The organism is Novosphingobium sp. 63-713, assembly GCF_001898925.1.
Classification (GTDB): Bacteria; Pseudomonadota; Alphaproteobacteria; order Sphingomonadales; family Sphingomonadaceae; genus Novosphingobium.
Genome location: NZ_MKVS01000005.1, coordinates 777072 through 792159, shown reverse-complemented (window position 1 = coordinate 792159; position 15088 = coordinate 777072). Strand labels below are relative to the sequence as shown.

The following is a 15088-nucleotide window of genomic DNA, read 5'->3' as shown; positions in this document are numbered from 1 at the left end:
AGAGCGGCCCTTCCCGTTTTAGCGCGACAGATTTGCCGACAAAGGCAGGTCGCGCGAACTGTTGCCCACAAAGATGCGCATGGTCCCGGCGGGAACCTTCCACGCATGGGCCTTGTCATCCCACACCGACAGATCGCGGCGCGTAAGGGCAAAGCTGACCTCGCGCGTCTCGCCCGGCGCCAGTTCGACGCGGGCAAAGCCCTTGAGCTGGCGCGGCGGCTCACCTGCGGCGGCGGGCATGGCCAGATAGAGCTGAGCCACCTCAGCCCCCGCCCGCGCGCCAAGATTGCGGACCTGCGCAAACACCTGCCAGCTATCGCCCCGGCGCGCGACCTTCAGCCCGGAAAAGCCGAAATGCGTATAGGATAGGCCAAAACCAAAGGGATAAAGCGGGGTCAGCCCTTTGGCATCATACCAGCGATAGCCCACCAACAGACCCTCGCTGTAATCGGCCCTCGTGCCTTTGCCGGGATAGCGCGCAGGGCCATCGGCAGGCCCATGCGTTTCGTCGGCGGGGAAGGTGACGGTCAGCTTGCCCGAGGGATTGGCCGCCCCGGTCAGCAGGCGCGCGATGGCCGGTCCCGCCACCTCGCCCGGATACCAGCCCGCGATGATACCCGCGACCTTGTCGCGCCACGGCATCAAGACCGGGCCGGCGGTATGCATCACCACCACCGTGCGCGGGTTGGCCTTGGCCACCGCTTCGATCAACGCATCCTGATCGCCGGGCAGGCGCAGGTCGATGCGGTCGGCGCCTTCGGAAATGTGATCGGCCACGAACACCACCGCGACATCGGCCTTGGCCGCTGCGGCCACGGCGTCCGCGATCAGGCTTGCGTCGGGCGCCTGCCAACCCACGCGCAATTCGGGGGGAGAAAGGGTGGGCGCGGTCGAATAGTCCAGCTCGAACGAGACCGGTTTGCCCGCCTCCAGCGTGATCGTGCCATGGGTGGTCAGGCGGAAATTCTGCTTGGGCGTATAGGCCACCTCGCGCCCATCAATGCGCAGGCGGATTTCTCCGCCGCCATTGAGCGAGAAGCGGTAGAGCCCGCCCACCGGAGGCACCAAAGTGCCGCGCCATCGCGCGGAAAAGACGCTGCCCAGCTCCTTGGTACCGGCCTGCTCATAATCAATCGCGGCTTCGGCGCGGGTCAGCGCAGGGCTGCCGGAAAAATCAGGCGAAGCGTAATAGCTGGCCGTCAGATCGCGCAGGGCCGAGGCGGGAATGGCGGGCAAAGGCGCAATCCCCAGCGTGCCGGGCGCATAATCGACCTGAACGCTGAAGGGCAGCGCGGCCCGGATCGCGGCAAGCGGGGCCATGGGCCTGATCTCGTCATTCTTGACAAAGCCGCCATAGCGCTCGGTGGTCTGGACATGTTCGCCCGCATCATCGCCGATGATCGCCACGCGCGCCAGACCGGGGCCAAGCGGCAGAATGCCCCCCTGATTGCGCAGCAGCACGCTGCCCTCCTCGGCGATACGTTGCGAGAGAGCGAGATGAGCGGGCGAGCGGGCCTGCGCATTGGCATCGCCCTTGACCGGGCGGTCGATCACGCCCAGCCGGAACATCGGCGTCAGGATGTGGCGCAGCAGTTTGTCAATATCGCCGCCCGTCACCTCGCCCTTGGCCAGCGCCTTGCGCAAGGGCGGGCCGTAGAATTCGGCAAAGCCAAAGGGGCTGGGGCCGCCGGGCATGGAAATATCCATCCCGGCTTTCACGCTGGCCACGGTGCTGCGATGGGCGAAATACCAGTCGGAAACGACAAAGCCGTCAAAGCCCCAGCCGCGCAGCTGATCCAGCGCTGCCTTGTTTTCGCAGGCATAGGTGCCGTTGAAACGGTTATAAGCGCACATGATCGATCCGGCACCCGCGCGCCGCACCACTGCCTCGAAGGCGGGGAAATAGATCTCGTTCAGGGCGCGTTCGCTGACGCGCGCATCAATGGCCTCATAGGCGGGCGCATCGCCAAGGCGCAGCCATTCCTGATTGTTGGCGGCGAAATGCTTGGGCGTGGCCAGCACGCCCTGCGCCTGTATGCCCGCCGTGATCGCCGCGCCGCCGATGGCGGTCAGATAGGAGTCCTCGCTGAGCGTTTCGGCAATGCGGCCCCATTTGGGCGTACGGATGATGTTGATAGTGGGGGCCAGCACGACATTGCGCCCCTTGGCCGCATGTTCGCGCCCCAGCGCGGCGCCAAATTCCCGCATGAGGCCCGCATCCCACGTGCTGGCCGTCATCAAGGGGGCGGGAAACTGTGTCACACCCACCATGCCATTGCCCACGCCCGCCGGGCCATCGCCCATACACAGCGCGGGCAGGCCCAGCCGGGGCAGGCCCGAAATATGGCCGACACAGGGGTTCACCCCGGTCCCGTTGCCGTCCAGCACCGTGTCGCCCTGAAGCAGGCCCAGCTTTTCATCCATCGTCATGGCGGAGATCAGCAGTTCTGCCCGCTGCGCCGGGGTCCGGCTCGCCTCCATCCACGGCTGGGCCTTTTCCGGCGTTTGGGCAGCGACATTCCCCCACCCCGCTGTTCCGCAGAGCGCCGCGCCGGCCATCAGGACAAGACGAAAAGACGAAACAGCAGAGCGGGAGAACATAGGCATTACTCTTTTAGAACTTCACCGAACCCGACAGGGTGATCGTGCGCGGGCGGCTGACATAATAGCCCAGCGGATAGACACCCGGCACGATTTCGTTGAAATTGATGACGGTCTGGTTGTTCGACAGGTTGGTGGCGTTCAGATTGACCGCCCATGCATCCTTGCTGATTCCGGCGCGCAGGCCGATCAGCCAGTAGCCGTTGAGATGCTGCCAGTTGTCAATCGTGGAGTTGAACTTGGTGTCCATCGGCCCCTGATAGGTGGCATCCGCGCCGATCGTGCCCATCAGCCCACTCGACCCCACAGGCGCCGAATAGCTGATCCCCGTGGCGCCCGACCATGTGGGCACATAGGGAATATGATCGCCCTTGCGCCCGGTCGCGGCCACCGGATTGTCGCGGTCCAGCTTGGCATTGCTGTAGTTCAGGCTGCCCGTCAGGCGCAGGCCCGGCAACGGGCGCGCATCGACCTCGGCCTCAAAGCCGGTCACGCTCGCCTTGCCGCCATTGCCGGTATAGCCAAAGGAAACCGTGCCGTTCGTGGCTTGCTGCGAGACCTGAATGTTCGACCAGTCGATGTAATAGACCGCGCCGTTCAGATAGAGCTTGCGGTCGAGCAGCGTGTTTTTGAGGCCGAATTCATAGGACCACAGCTGATCCGAACCATAGCCGTCGGGAACGACCACATTGGCCAGCGCAGCCGCCGTCTGGTCGTTGGTGCCGCCCGAGCGATAGCCCTGCGCGACCTGAACATAGGCATTGGTGTGGCTGCTGACCTTATAGGCAAGGTTGAAGCGGCCGATCACGCCCCGATCCTTGGTTTTCAGCACCGGCCCTGCGCCCGCGCCCGCACCGCCGCCCGCTGCAACAAACGCCACCGATTGCTGCTCCAGCTTGAAATCAAACCAGCGCGCGCCGGCGGTAAACGTCAGATCGGGCAGGATCTTGTAGCTGAGTTCACCGAAAATCGCGCGTTCGCGGATCTGGGTATTCACGGCGCGGTCAAGCAGCAAGGCTGCATTGGCCGGAATATTGCCGGTCGTATCGGCCTTGGGCCATGACGAACGGTAATAGCGGTCCTCATTCTGCATGAAGGCACCCACCAGCATCTGCACCGGGCCCTTGAAGTCCGAGGCGAAGCGCAATTCGGCGCTGTCCACCTTGCGGTGCTTGTTCTGCACCAGAGCGCTGCGGCCGGTAGTGTCATAGGGCAGGCCGAAAAACGCCTGTGCCGCCAGCGAGGCATCGCGCACAAAGCCGGTGTCGCGGACAAACCGCGAGCCCGTCGCCGTCACCGTACCGAAGCTGCGCTTGTAATTGGCGGTGACGTTATAGATCTCGCTCTTGTCATCATAGGGCGAGCGGACCACATCGGCCTGATAATTGGCGGGCAGCTTGGCCCCGCCAAAATCCTGAAGGTTATAGTAATTCTTGGCGTCCTGATGCACCTTTTGGATCATCATCATCGTGTCGATGGTCAGGTCATCGGTGGCCTTCAGGCGGGTGGAAAGGCGCGCAGCCTTGCTCTTTTCCGCATTCGCGCCCTTTTCAAAGCGATTGTTGATCCAGCCGGGCAGGTCGGCATAGAAACCCGAAGCGCGCACCGCAAAACGGCCCGGAATGACCGGAATATTCACCGCGCCATCGGTCTGCATGCCAAGATCCGCGCCCTTGGTGGTGCGCAATCCGCCCTGAACATAGCCGGTCACCTTGTCCAGATCGGGCTTGGCGGTGATGTAGCGCATCGTGCCCGCCATCGAACTGGCGCCAAAGGTGGTGCCTTGGGGGCCTTTCAGCACTTCAACGCGGTCGATGTCGAACAGCTTGATGTCGGGGGCCTGACCGCCGCCATCCTGCGAGTTTTCGCCGGTGATGACCACTTCGTCCAGATAGAGGCCGACCGTCCCCGCGCCGCTGGCATTGATGCCGCGCACGACATAGCGCTTGTCGCCCGGACCTTCGTCCTGAACCGACAGACCCGGCACGGTGCGATAGAAATCGGCAAAATCAATCGCGCCCTTGGCCTGAAGATCGGCCCCGCCGATCGCCTGCACGGCAATCGGGGTGGCCTGAATGGTCGAGGCCGTGCGCTTGGTTGCGGTCACGACAATGCCGTCGCCTGCCACATTGCTCGCCTGCGGGGCCTGCTGGGCATAGGCCGGAAGAGCAAAAATCATAAGACTGCTGGTCGCGGCCAGACGAAAGCCGATCTGCTTGGAGTAGCGCATATTATTCCCTGCCTTGATTAAGTGGAGGACTCTTGCCGCCTGCGAGCCTCCGGCTGTTGAGCCGCCGGATAGCCACGGAAATGTCATAGAAGCGGTCGCTGCGCTCAATGCATAATATTGTTCACTTTCGTTGCCCTGTACGCAACATATGCGAAGCGGCCATTGGTTCAACGCTTCGAAATCGGCAACGAGCAACGCGTTTCAGGGCGCGCGCCGGACCGCGTTGATCAGCAAAGCTGGAGCGCGGGCTTCAGAGGCTTTCGCGTAATCTGGTGATGTCGCGCGATGGCGGCAGGCCGAATTGGCGGGCATATTCGCGGCTGAACTGGGTTTGGCTTTCATAGCCCACATCCATCGCGACCGATGTGACATTGCCCTCGCCCGCCATCAGCAGCGAACGCGCGTGCAACAGGCGCACCTGTTTCTGGTATTGCAGAGGGCTCAACGTGGTCACAGCCTTGAACTGGCGGTGAAAGGCCGAAACACTGAGCGCCGCCATGGCCGCCAGGGTTTCGACCCGCAGCGGTCGCGTAAAATTATGCCTGATCCATTGGATCGTCGCGCCCACCCGGGCCAAGGCTGTTCCCGGCGTGGCGATCGCGCGCAGCATCCAGCCCAATGGCCCCTGCAACACCCGAAACAGGATCTCCCGCTCATAGGCTGGCGCCAGCACAGCGATCTCGTCGGGGCGATCCATCAATCGCAGCAGCCGCACCCAGGCATCCAGCAAATCCTCGGTAATGGGCGCCACGCAAAAGGCAGCACCGTCCACCGGCCCGCCGGGGGCGTTGGGCGCATCGGCCAACAGCGCGGCGATGATCCTGGGCTCCAGCGTCAGGCTGACCGCCAGATAGGGCGCGCCATCATCGGCCGGATGCACCCTGCCCACCGCAGGCAGATCCACCGACATCACGAAATAGGTGGCCGGATCGTAACGCATTGTGCGCCCGCCCACCGTCATCGTCTTCGCGCCTGTCAGGATCAGGTTGATCATGGGTTCATAAACAGCGGCAAGGCGATGCTCGGCAATTTCGCCCTGCACCATGGCCACGCGCGCAATTCCCGTTTCGGTCCGACGGTTTTCGGCCCGCGATGCCAATCTGCGCAATTCGGACAGCCGGGTTTCCATGTGTCGCGCTGTGTCACACCCGATTGGGCCCGGCAATGACAAAGCAGGAATAGGCATGAATGAAGGAGGATCATGGGCGCTCTCCCTCCTTGGGGCGACTAGATCCACACCATCATAGCGAAGAGGACGACCATGAGCATTGTCATCATCACCGGCGCCAGTCGCGGCCTTGGCGCCAGCATGGCCCGCCATTGCGCCAGGCGCGGGTTTGGCACCATCATCACCTACCGAACAGGCCGGCAGGAAGCCGGGCAATTGGTCGCTGCGATTGAGGCCGAGGGCGGCAAAGCAGTGGCCTTGCCGCTCGATGTCAGCGACATCGCCAGCTTCCCCGCCTTTTGTGCGATGCTGCGCGACGCCTTGGCCAGCGTATGGCAGGCCACGACCTTTGACGCGCTGGTCAACAATGCGGGTCATGGGCAATTCGCGCCTATCGCCAATGTCGCCGAAGATGATTTTGACGCCCTGTTCCGCGTCCACCTCAAAGGGCCGTTTTTCCTGACGCAGACCCTGTTGCCGTTGATGGCGGATGGCGGCCACATCGTGAATGTCACCAGCGCCACCACCCGCGTCGCCACGGCGGGCGTCGCGCCCTATGCCGCGTTCAAGGGCGGGCTGGAGGTGTTGACTCGCTATATGGCCAAGGAGTTTGGCGAACGCGGCATTCGCGCCAATGCCATCGCGCCGGGGGCGATCCGCACGAATCTTGGCGGCGACATCAGCGCGGAGTTCGAGGCCATGCTGGCCGGACAGACGGCGCTGGGCCGTATCGGCGAACCCGACGATGTGGGCCGGATGGTGGCGAGCCTTCTGTCTGACGACAACCGCTGGATCAATGCGCAGACCATCGAAGTGGCGGGCGGTTACATCATCTGAAAGCCACGCTTTCCACCATCAGGTCGACCAAGGCACGCAGGCGCGGCAAGCGTTTCATGTCACGATGATAACCGAGCCATGTCTCGCGGCTCGGCGGGTCGCTGCCAAGATCCACCTCGACCAGACCCGGCGTGGCGGCGGCCAAAGGCTTGGGCAGGACCGCCAGCCCCGTGCCCAGCGCGCAGAGCTGCGCCTGCATCTCGCGGCTGTTGCTGCGCGCCACGATGCGTGCGGCGGGCAGGCTCTGCATCAGCCAGCCCACATCGGGCATCCCGCCAAAGCCGGTGTCCATCACCACCACCGGCACGCTATCCCCCAGCGGGCCAAAATCGGCCGGGGCGTAGAGCGCGTAAGGCACCGTCATCAGGCGCCGCGCGATCACTTCGGGCTCATCAAACGGGGCGATGCGCAGCACCAGATCGGCCTCGCGTCGGGCAAGGCTGTAGATGCGCGGATCGGTCAGCGTTTCGACCACCACGCCGGGATGGCGCCGGTGAAACTCGGCCAACATGGGCGCCAGCACGATCCGCCCGAACCAGTCCGAACAGGTCAGCCGCAACATGCCCTCCAAGCGCTGTTCATTGCCCGCCAATTCGCGTGAGAGCGCCTGCGCCTCGGCCTCCATACGCTCGGCATGGCGCAGCATCACCGCGCCTTCATCGGTCAGCACAAAGCCATCGGCGGTGCGCTGAAACAGGGCGGTGCTTGTGGCTTCCTCCAGCGCACGCAGGCGGCGGCCCATGGTGGGCTGCGACTGACCCAGTTTTCGCGCGGCCGCGCCCAGCGTGCCTTCGCGCGCAATGGCGAGGAAAACCGGCAGATCACTCCATTCAAGCGGCGGGGAAGACATGGTGCATCCAAACAAATATGAATGAACAGCATGCATCATCGTCGATTTTCATTCAAGGATGATCAGCGCATCATCAGGGCGTCAAACAGGAGATACCCCGATGACCCATACTTCCACCATGCTCGCCGCCATCGCCGATACCGCCAATGGCCCCTTCACTCTGCGCACCGTCGCCCGCCCCGCCACTGGCACGGGCGAGGTTCTGGTCCGCGTCCATGCCAGCGGCACCAACCCGCTCGACACCAAGATCCATGCAGGCGAGGCCGCCCATGCCCGCCGTCCGTTGCCCGCCGTGCTGGGCATGGATGTGGCGGGCGTGGTGGAACAGGTTGGCGCGGGCGTCACCGGTTTTGCGCCTGGAGATGAAGTCTATGGCCTGATCGGCGGTGTGGGCGCCCTGCCCGGCACGCAGGCGCAGTATGTCGCCGCCGATGCCCGCCTGCTGGCGCATAAGCCTGCAAACCTGACCATGCGCGAGGCGGCGATCCTGCCGCTGGTGGTGATCACCGCGTGGGAAGGGCTGATCGACCGCGCCGCCATCCGCCCGGGTGACAGCGTGCTGGTGCAGGGCGGCGCAGGGGGCGTGGGCCATGTGGCGGTGCAGATCGCACTGGCCCATGGCGCCCGCGTGTTCGCCACCGCCTTTGCCGCAGATCACGATTACCTGCGCGCATTGGGCGCCACCCCGATCGACGCCGCGCTGGATGTGGAGCTATACGTGGCCGAACACACCGCAGGCCGCGGCTTTGATGTGGTCTATGACACCGGCGGCGGAGCGCTGCTCGATGCCTCGTTCCGGGCGGTGCGGCGCTTTGGCCATGTGGTCAGTTGCCTTGGCTGGGGCGCGCATGCGCTGGCCCCGCTGTCCTTCAAACAGGCCACCTATTCGGGCGTCTTCACGCTGCATACGCTACTCGCCGACGAAGGGCGCGCCCATTATGGCGAGATCCTGAGCGCCGCCGCCGCCATTGCCGAAGGCGGCCACCTGCTGCCCCGGCTCGACCCGCGTACGTTCACGATGGAGCAGATCGGGGATGCCTATGACGCGGTGATCGGCCGCAATGGCGCCCGGCGCGCACAAGGCAAGATCGCCATCACCGTCGCCTGATGGGCGCTGGTAGAGGCATTTCCCGCGACAGGTTCAAAACGCCTCAACGCACGAAACTGAACCAACCGGCGGCAACATTACCATAGGCCCACGCAAGCGCGCTGATGGTCACCGCGATGCTGAAATAGATCTTTTCGCGCAGCAGGGAGTCGCGGCGGCGGATCAAAGCATCACGCAACGCCTCGATATGCTGAATCCCTTCTTCATCAAGGGCGTGGCCGGCTTGTCCGAGGCGATCATACAGATCGGCCTCGGCGGTCGGCTTCGCCACCAGAAACACCGCCAGCGTAAGCACGAAAGCCAAGGCGCCGCCCGTTCCGCCCACGGCCCTGTCGCCCCAGCATCCGGCGTAAACAATCCCGATCAGGGATAAAGTGAGGGCAACCAGCATCGTTATGAAAATGCGCAATTCGCTGGTCCATTGCGCGTCGGTGCCTTCATCTTTCCGATCCTGATCGTAATGCCATTTGACGGCAAAGAACATGGCGGTGCCGATGACACTAGCCTTTACGATCAGCAATATTACGGGAGCCCAATCCATCACGACGTCCTAACAAAGTTCATTGAGGGTGAGGTTTGGAACCGCATCCTCACCCTTCCATATTCCGACATATCGGCCCAGAGTATCAGACCAGATTGATCTTGCGCGGTGCCTGCGGACCAATCAGGGCAGACAGCAGGTTGAGGCCACGCCGCAATTGATCGCGCCCTATCGCTCCGCCAACTGAAACGCGCATGGCGGCGGGCCTGCTTGATGATTTTTCGGCCGCGAAAGCATCACCGGGGATCGCGGCCAGGCCATGCTGGCGCAGCGCATCGCAAACATGGCGGGCATCCAGATCCTCCGGCACCTCGACCCACAGGTGATAACCATAGTCCTGCGCGCGGAAGCTGCCCGGCGAAAGGCTTTCCCGCACGATATCCTGTCGCAGGCGGGCCTCGGACCTTACCTCGTCAATCAGCTTGTGGAAGAGGCCGCCCCTGACCCAATCCGTGACAATGGCGGCATTGAGCGGCGGCGCCATGATGGCGGTTTCATGCATATCGGCGGCCAGTCGCCACGCACCCGCCACATTGGGTGCGCGCAGCCACGCCACGCGCAGACCCGGGGTCAGGACTTTCGAAACGCTCGCGATGTGCCAGCTTTGATCGGGCACATAGGAGGTGATCGGGGGCAGAGGATGGTCTGGCAGCCAGCCATAGGCATCGTCCTCGATCAGCAGCAGATCGTGCTTTTCAATCACTGCGGCCATCGCCTGCCTGCGGGCATCAGGCATGGTGATGGTGGTCGGATTGTCATTCGTCGGTACGAGGTAAATGCCCTTCACCCCGCCGCCCGCGCAAGCCTGGTCCAAACTGGCGGGATCCATGCCATCGGCATCCGAGGCGATGACCTGCAACGTCACGCCAAACCGCCGGGCCAGCGCGAGCAATCCAGGATAGGCATGGGCGCAGACCGCAAGCCTGTCGCCCGACCTGAACTGGGCGCTGAAGATGGCATGAAGCGCATTCTGACCACCCGCCGCCAAAAGCACGGTGTCCTCGCAGCAGGCAATGCCGCGCGCCATGAGCAGTTCGGCGCCAGCCCTGCGCGCCGACGGAGCACCGCCGCTGCGCTGATACTGGAGGGGCGCCGCGGCCATGTCGGCGCTGAGCAGACCCGCCACACTGTCGCGAAAGGCCTGAGCAAGCGTGCCGCCAAAGCCTTCGGGCGGGGCGTTCATCCCGGTATCGCCGGGATCGTCAGCGGAAATCGACGGAGCCGCTTTATCCCGGGCCTTCACATAGCTGCCACGGCGGCCGCTACCCTCGATCAGACCAAGCCTTTGGGCCTCTCCATAGGCGCGGGTTACGGTGGTCAGATCCAGACCAAGCAGATCAGCCAGCGCCCTTTGCGGCGGCAGCCGGTCGCCCGGCGTCAGAACCCCCGCCTCGATGGCATTGGCCAGAGATTGGGCAATCGCCAGGTATTTAGGGCCGCTCGCCGCGTTAATGTCGGGCGTCCAATCGGTCATTATGAGGTTCCAACCTTTTTGCAGGCATTTTGCATGGATCATCAGTCCCGATGATTGAAAACGGGGCGGCCCGCAAGCACGTTCCTCGCCATTTCCCCAGCATCATGCAACGCGAGCATGCCGCCCGGCGTCGTGTCATCCCAAAGGCCGGGATCGGCATATTGCCGCAGCGCTGATTCATAACGGCCAATGCGGGCCGTTTCATGTTCCAGCAGTGCCGCAGCGTCCGCGATCTCCGGAAAATCTTCTGCCTGGCCGGCGCGGATCATGGCAGCAAGATCTGACCTGTTGATCGCATCATACACTTTTGCAACCAGATGTGCGGCCAAAGTCAGTGCGTTACCGTCTGTCGCAGCAAGATCGACATTCTGCGTCTGCATGTCAATCAGCCTTGTCCTCGGCGCGGGCATGCAGTTCGGCCCACAGCCTTTCGGTGCCTGCCTCCTTTGCGTGATTGACATAGGCCGAGGCGACCAACCACCCCTTGATATAGGGCAATGGCAAGATACAGCCGAGCATCATCAGCGGAAGCGATGTGACCAGATGCACCCAGTAGGGCGGATCAAACGCCACCTGAAGCCAGACAACAAAAAAGGACAGCGGAAAGGCCACGATGCAGAGCGAAAAGAACGCCGGGCCATCGTCCGGCGCGGCAAAGTTATAATTCAGCCCGCAATTGGGGCAGCGGTCCTGCAGCTTGAGCCAGCGCTTGAACATGGATGCCTTGCCACATTTGGGGCAACAGCCCTTCATGCCGCAACGAAAAATCCATTTTCCTTTATTTTCAACGAGATTTGCGGGCTTCATCGGCCATATCCCTTAGAGGGGCACTGATTCTGCATCCCACTTACAATGCATACATAACACATGCAATAATCCATACGTTATGAAAGCAAAATTTCGCATCATGGTTCCGCGAGCATTGTCGTTCAGGACCAACAAGCCGAGACAGCGCGAAACCAGCCGACATCGATTGTACGGCACGTTGCCGGGTGCGCGGGCCAGCCTGCCCGAACCGCCCCTGATGTGACTGACCTGTCACGGACTCGCCGGCCACCGATACGGGCCATTCCTTCTTGATCCTCAGGTCTCGTCCCGAAAAGCATCATCCGGCCGCCGTGCGCCACGACGGTGGATCACGTCAGACCTGATGAAAGCCTTCAACAGAAGCACGAGGGCCTGCTTCAACGGAAAATAATTCCGATCACAGACGGACGGACAACTTCTTGCCTGAGTATTGAACGCGCCGAAGGAACGATGCGGGCGCCAATCCTCCCGCCGGGTCTGGGCGGATTAGCGCAATATTCAAAATCCGCCTTTTCACCATGCCGGGAAAAGCACCCTGTCTTGCGCCGATGATCAATGTGCGGGTGCGGTCGTGCCAGACCAGTTCGGTGGTGGCGCGCTGCCCCTTCTCATAGGCATAGGTTTCGCCGTCATCGTCATAGAGTGTGAATCGGGCGTCCGCGCCGGGATAGATGCGGATGTCCAGCGGAGCGTCCGGCTTTTGGGTGGCATATTGCAGCACCGGTCCCATGGGCAGGATCGACCCGGCCCGCACATAGAGCGGCACCAGATCAAGCGGAGCCGGACGGGTTACCCTTTCGCCGCCCCGCAAGCGCTGCCCGCTCCAGAAATCGTACCAGTCCGCGCCTTTGGGCAGCGTGGTGGTGACGTTGAAATCCGCAGGGCCCGTCGCCTCGCCGCTGCCATCGCTGGGGCGGCGCCAGGCAAGGCGCAGCGCGCGATTGCCATCGCCGTTGAAGTAATCAATGCCGATCCTCACCCTCTGCCCCTTGGCCAGCGTGATGCGTTTGCCGGTATAGCGCAAGGTGCCCTTTCCCCAGCGGCTGATCACCGTTTCGCCATCCAGCGTCAGGCGATAGCCATCATCGCCTTCCAGCCCCAGTTCATAGCTTCCCGCCTCAGGCGCGGTAAGCGTCCCGGTCCAGCGGGCGGAGAAATGGCTGAGGCCGGAAAGTCCGCCCGGAATCTCGGCCAGCGGGGGATCGGGCCAGGTATGGTCCAGCCTGGCGTCGATGGCGGTGCCCTTGGGCGTTTCGAAGTTCTCGCCCTCAAAATACTGGACGGCAAGACCCGGTTTGCCGTCCTGCGTCGTGAGCGCTTCAGCCGGAACCGTGGCGGGTGGGGGCGGCTGGATATGGATCATCGCGCGCGTGACCGGGTGGACCAGCAGCGAGGAACCGAACATGAACTGATCGTCGATGGTGTCCAGCGCGCGGTCGTCGGGAAAATCCATCATCATCGGGCGCATCATCGTGCCCCCCGCATGAGTCACATTCCACGCAAGGCCATAGATGTAGGGCATCAGACGATAGCGCAGCTGCGTGCTCTTCAGCAGGGAATCATACACCTGAGGGTCGAGCGTTTTGAAGCGCCATGGCTCGCGCTCGACATCGGTGCCGTGGATGCGCATCAGCGGGTTGAAGGCGGCAAATTGCAGCCAGCGGGCATAGAGTTCGCGCCAGCCCGCGTTCTGCTCGCCACCGGGAAAGTCGGAGACGAAGAAGCCGCCGGTGTCCTGTGTCCAATAGGGATTGCCGGTGACGGTGACGTTGATCCCGCCCGCCACCTGCTGCTTCAGCGTTTTCCAGCTGGCAAAGATGTCGCCGCTCCATGATGCGGCGGCCGTGCGCTGCGCCCCCGCCCAGGCCGAGCGGGTAAGAGTAAACACGCGCTTGTTGCTGGCGGCGCGCTGGCCGTCATAGGTGCCCTGCGTGGTCATCAGCGAATAAGGGTTGAGGTAGCGCGTGAAATCACCCAGCGCGTTGGCCCCCAACGCCTTGGTATCGCGGATGTTGTCGGCCGCATTCCACATGGCGCTGGAAACCTCGACCTCGGTGCCGTCCATCCACAGCGCATCGACGCCCTTGTCCAGCAGGCCCGATTTGATGTGTTTGAAATAGATCCGGCGGGCGACGGGGCTGTAGGCGTCATAAACCCGCGCATGTTTGGAAATCCAGTGCAGCGGGGCAAAGCGCAAATGCTGCGCGTCCAGCTCATGCGCCAGCGCCGTATCATCACCCACCGAGGGCCAAATCGACACCATCAGTTTCATATGCATGGCGTGAAGCCGGCGCGTCATGCCCTCGGGATCGGGATAGCGGGCCTTGTCCCAGGTCATCCCGCTCCAGGTGCCGTCCTTGTCGCCGCCCCAATATTGCCAGTCCTGCACGATCGTATCGAGGGGAAACTGTTCTTTGCGAAAGGTCTGCGCGATGTCGAGCAATTGCGCCTGCGTCTTATAGCGCTCCTTGGACATGAACAGGCCCAGCATCTGTTTGGGCACCATCGGCGCATCGCCGGTCAGACGGCGATAGGCGGCCACCACATCGTCGGGCGTCTGTCCGCCCATGAAATAGTAATCGACACCGCCCGGCGCGCTTTCGGCCCACAGCGATGCGTCGCCCGCGTCATCCTTGAACCGCATCTGGGAATAGGTGTCCCAGAGGATGCCATAGCGGCGCGAGGACATCATCACCGGGATGATGATCCCCACATTGGTCTGTACCAGTAAAAGGTCGCTGCCGCGCCGGTTGGAGCGATCATCGGCGGTGAAGCCAAAGCCATAGATCGCCTCGTCGCCTTGCAGGGTGAAGCGGTTGGTGGCCTCATAGCTGGGGGCGCCCTCGACGGTGACGGGTTTGACCGTTTCGGGCGCCGCGGCATTCTCGGCGGTATAGAGTTTGCCCGATGCGTCCATGAAACGCAGCGCGCCGGTAGCCTTGCTGACCTCGATGCGCAGGCGGGGGGTGATGATGGTCAGCGTGTCGGGTTTTTCCGCGACGGTGAAGGGCTGCGCTGCGGGCGGTCTCACCACGACAAGGCTGGGCGCCGTCCAGTAATTCCGGCCGAGATTGGCATTCACCCTTACCGTATCGGGACCATAGAAGAGGATGTTTTTGGTCAGCCCGTGGAGATGAATCTGCACGCCATCGCTGAGCAGCTTATAGGCAAAGGCGTCCCCCGCCTCCGCTTCCACGGCCAGCAGATGGCCGCGCGCGTCAAGGCCGCTTGCCGCCTGAGATTTTGCCGGTGCCGACAGGCTGGCCGCAAAAGCCATCATCAACGCTGGAATCCAGACGGAGCCCCGCCGAAGCCTGCCAACATCCGTTCCCATAGCGCATGGCCTCTTATCTCTATTGCCAGAACATGGTATCGCTAACAAACTCGCTGTCAAGGCTTACTCATATGCGGGGGCAGCGGGGTGCGGCACTCCACCTTGAAAGTTATGATTGTTCCATTCCCGCTTTGCGAA

General features: G+C 62.9%; 11 protein-coding genes. 2 read left to right on the top strand and 9 right to left on the bottom strand.

Annotation, left to right across the window (positions count from 1 at the left end; translation table 11 throughout):
• Positions 1–18 precede the first annotated feature (18 nt).
• The 3 genes from BGP00_RS04270 to BGP00_RS04260 all read right to left on the bottom strand — a co-directional run bounded on the left by BGP00_RS04270 (position 19) and on the right by BGP00_RS04260 (position 5960).
• A complete protein-coding gene (locus BGP00_RS04270; RefSeq protein ID WP_292922173.1) occupies positions 19–2601 on the bottom strand; it encodes a glycoside hydrolase family 3 C-terminal domain-containing protein in 2583 nt (860 codons plus the stop codon).
• 13 nt (positions 2602–2614) lie between these two features.
• A complete protein-coding gene (locus BGP00_RS04265; RefSeq protein WP_292922171.1) occupies positions 2615–4831 on the bottom strand; it encodes a TonB-dependent receptor in 2217 nt (738 codons plus the stop codon).
• Positions 4832–5081: 250 nt separating this feature from the next.
• Entirely contained in the window at positions 5082–5960 is an 879-nt protein-coding gene (locus BGP00_RS04260) for an AraC family transcriptional regulator (protein ID WP_292922169.1), read from the bottom strand.
• 132 nt (positions 5961–6092) lie between these two features.
• Between BGP00_RS04260 and BGP00_RS04255 the strand changes: the two genes are divergently transcribed.
• Positions 6093–6836 (top strand): SDR family oxidoreductase, encoded by a 744-nt coding sequence (locus tag BGP00_RS04255; protein ID WP_292922167.1) that lies wholly within the window; start codon positions 6093–6095, stop codon positions 6834–6836.
• On the opposite strand, the gene BGP00_RS04250 is transcribed toward BGP00_RS04255, so the two are convergent.
• Complete coding sequence (locus BGP00_RS04250; RefSeq protein ID WP_292922165.1) at positions 6829–7686, bottom strand: LysR family transcriptional regulator; 858 nt, start codon at positions 7684–7686, stop codon at positions 6829–6831. The two genes, BGP00_RS04255 and BGP00_RS04250, sit on opposite strands and share 8 nt — an antisense overlap.
• 100 nt (positions 7687–7786) lie before the next feature.
• Between BGP00_RS04250 and BGP00_RS04245 the strand changes: the two genes are divergently transcribed.
• Entirely contained in the window at positions 7787–8794 is a 1008-nt protein-coding gene (locus BGP00_RS04245) for a zinc-dependent alcohol dehydrogenase family protein (RefSeq protein ID WP_292922163.1), read from the top strand.
• Positions 8795–8837: 43 nt separating this feature from the next.
• Here the strand turns inward: BGP00_RS04245 and BGP00_RS04240 are convergent, their stop codons facing one another.
• The 5 genes from BGP00_RS04240 to BGP00_RS04220 all read right to left on the bottom strand — a co-directional run bounded on the left by BGP00_RS04240 (position 8838) and on the right by BGP00_RS04220 (position 14896).
• The gene (locus BGP00_RS04240; RefSeq protein ID WP_292922161.1) at positions 8838–9335 is read right to left on the bottom strand and encodes a hypothetical protein; all 498 of its coding nucleotides are present in this window, start codon (positions 9333–9335) and stop codon (positions 8838–8840) included.
• Between the two features lie 85 nt (positions 9336–9420).
• Positions 9421–10809 carry a PLP-dependent aminotransferase family protein gene (locus BGP00_RS04235; RefSeq protein WP_292922159.1) on the bottom strand — a complete coding sequence of 463 codons (1389 nt, stop codon included), beginning with the start codon at positions 10807–10809 and terminating at the stop codon, positions 9421–9423.
• 41 nt (positions 10810–10850) lie between these two features.
• Positions 10851–11189: a hypothetical protein gene (locus tag BGP00_RS04230; RefSeq protein WP_168601228.1), complete on the bottom strand. Its 339-nt coding sequence runs from the start codon at positions 11187–11189 to the stop codon at positions 10851–10853.
• A gap of 1 nt (position 11190) precedes the next feature.
• Positions 11191–11616: a DUF983 domain-containing protein gene (locus BGP00_RS04225; RefSeq protein ID WP_168601229.1), complete on the bottom strand. Its 426-nt coding sequence runs from the start codon at positions 11614–11616 to the stop codon at positions 11191–11193.
• Between the two features lie 397 nt (positions 11617–12013).
• Complete coding sequence (locus tag BGP00_RS04220; RefSeq protein ID WP_292922156.1) at positions 12014–14896, bottom strand: TIM-barrel domain-containing protein; 2883 nt, start codon at positions 14894–14896, stop codon at positions 12014–12016.
• Between the last annotated feature and the right edge of the window lie 192 nt (positions 14897–15088).

Coding starts and splice junctions, on each gene's coding strand:
- BGP00_RS04270 (WP_292922173.1), bottom strand. CDS start 2,601: ATGTTCTCCCGCTCTGCTGTTTCGTCTTTTCGTCTTGTCCTGATGGCC.
- BGP00_RS04265 (WP_292922171.1), bottom strand. CDS start 4,831: ATGCGCTACTCCAAGCAGATCGGCTTTCGTCTGGCCGCGACCAGCAGT.
- BGP00_RS04260 (WP_292922169.1), bottom strand. CDS start 5,960: ATGGAAACCCGGCTGTCCGAATTGCGCAGATTGGCATCGCGGGCCGAA.
- BGP00_RS04255 (WP_292922167.1), top strand. CDS start 6,093: ATGAGCATTGTCATCATCACCGGCGCCAGTCGCGGCCTTGGCGCCAGC.
- BGP00_RS04250 (WP_292922165.1), bottom strand. CDS start 7,686: ATGTCTTCCCCGCCGCTTGAATGGAGTGATCTGCCGGTTTTCCTCGCC.
- BGP00_RS04245 (WP_292922163.1), top strand. CDS start 7,787: ATGACCCATACTTCCACCATGCTCGCCGCCATCGCCGATACCGCCAAT.
- BGP00_RS04240 (WP_292922161.1), bottom strand. CDS start 9,335: ATGGATTGGGCTCCCGTAATATTGCTGATCGTAAAGGCTAGTGTCATC.
- BGP00_RS04235 (WP_292922159.1), bottom strand. CDS start 10,809: ATGACCGATTGGACGCCCGACATTAACGCGGCGAGCGGCCCTAAATAC.
- BGP00_RS04230 (WP_168601228.1), bottom strand. CDS start 11,189: ATGCAGACGCAGAATGTCGATCTTGCTGCGACAGACGGTAACGCACTG.
- BGP00_RS04225 (WP_168601229.1), bottom strand. CDS start 11,616: ATGAAGCCCGCAAATCTCGTTGAAAATAAAGGAAAATGGATTTTTCGT.
- BGP00_RS04220 (WP_292922156.1), bottom strand. CDS start 14,896: ATGATGGCTTTTGCGGCCAGCCTGTCGGCACCGGCAAAATCTCAGGCG.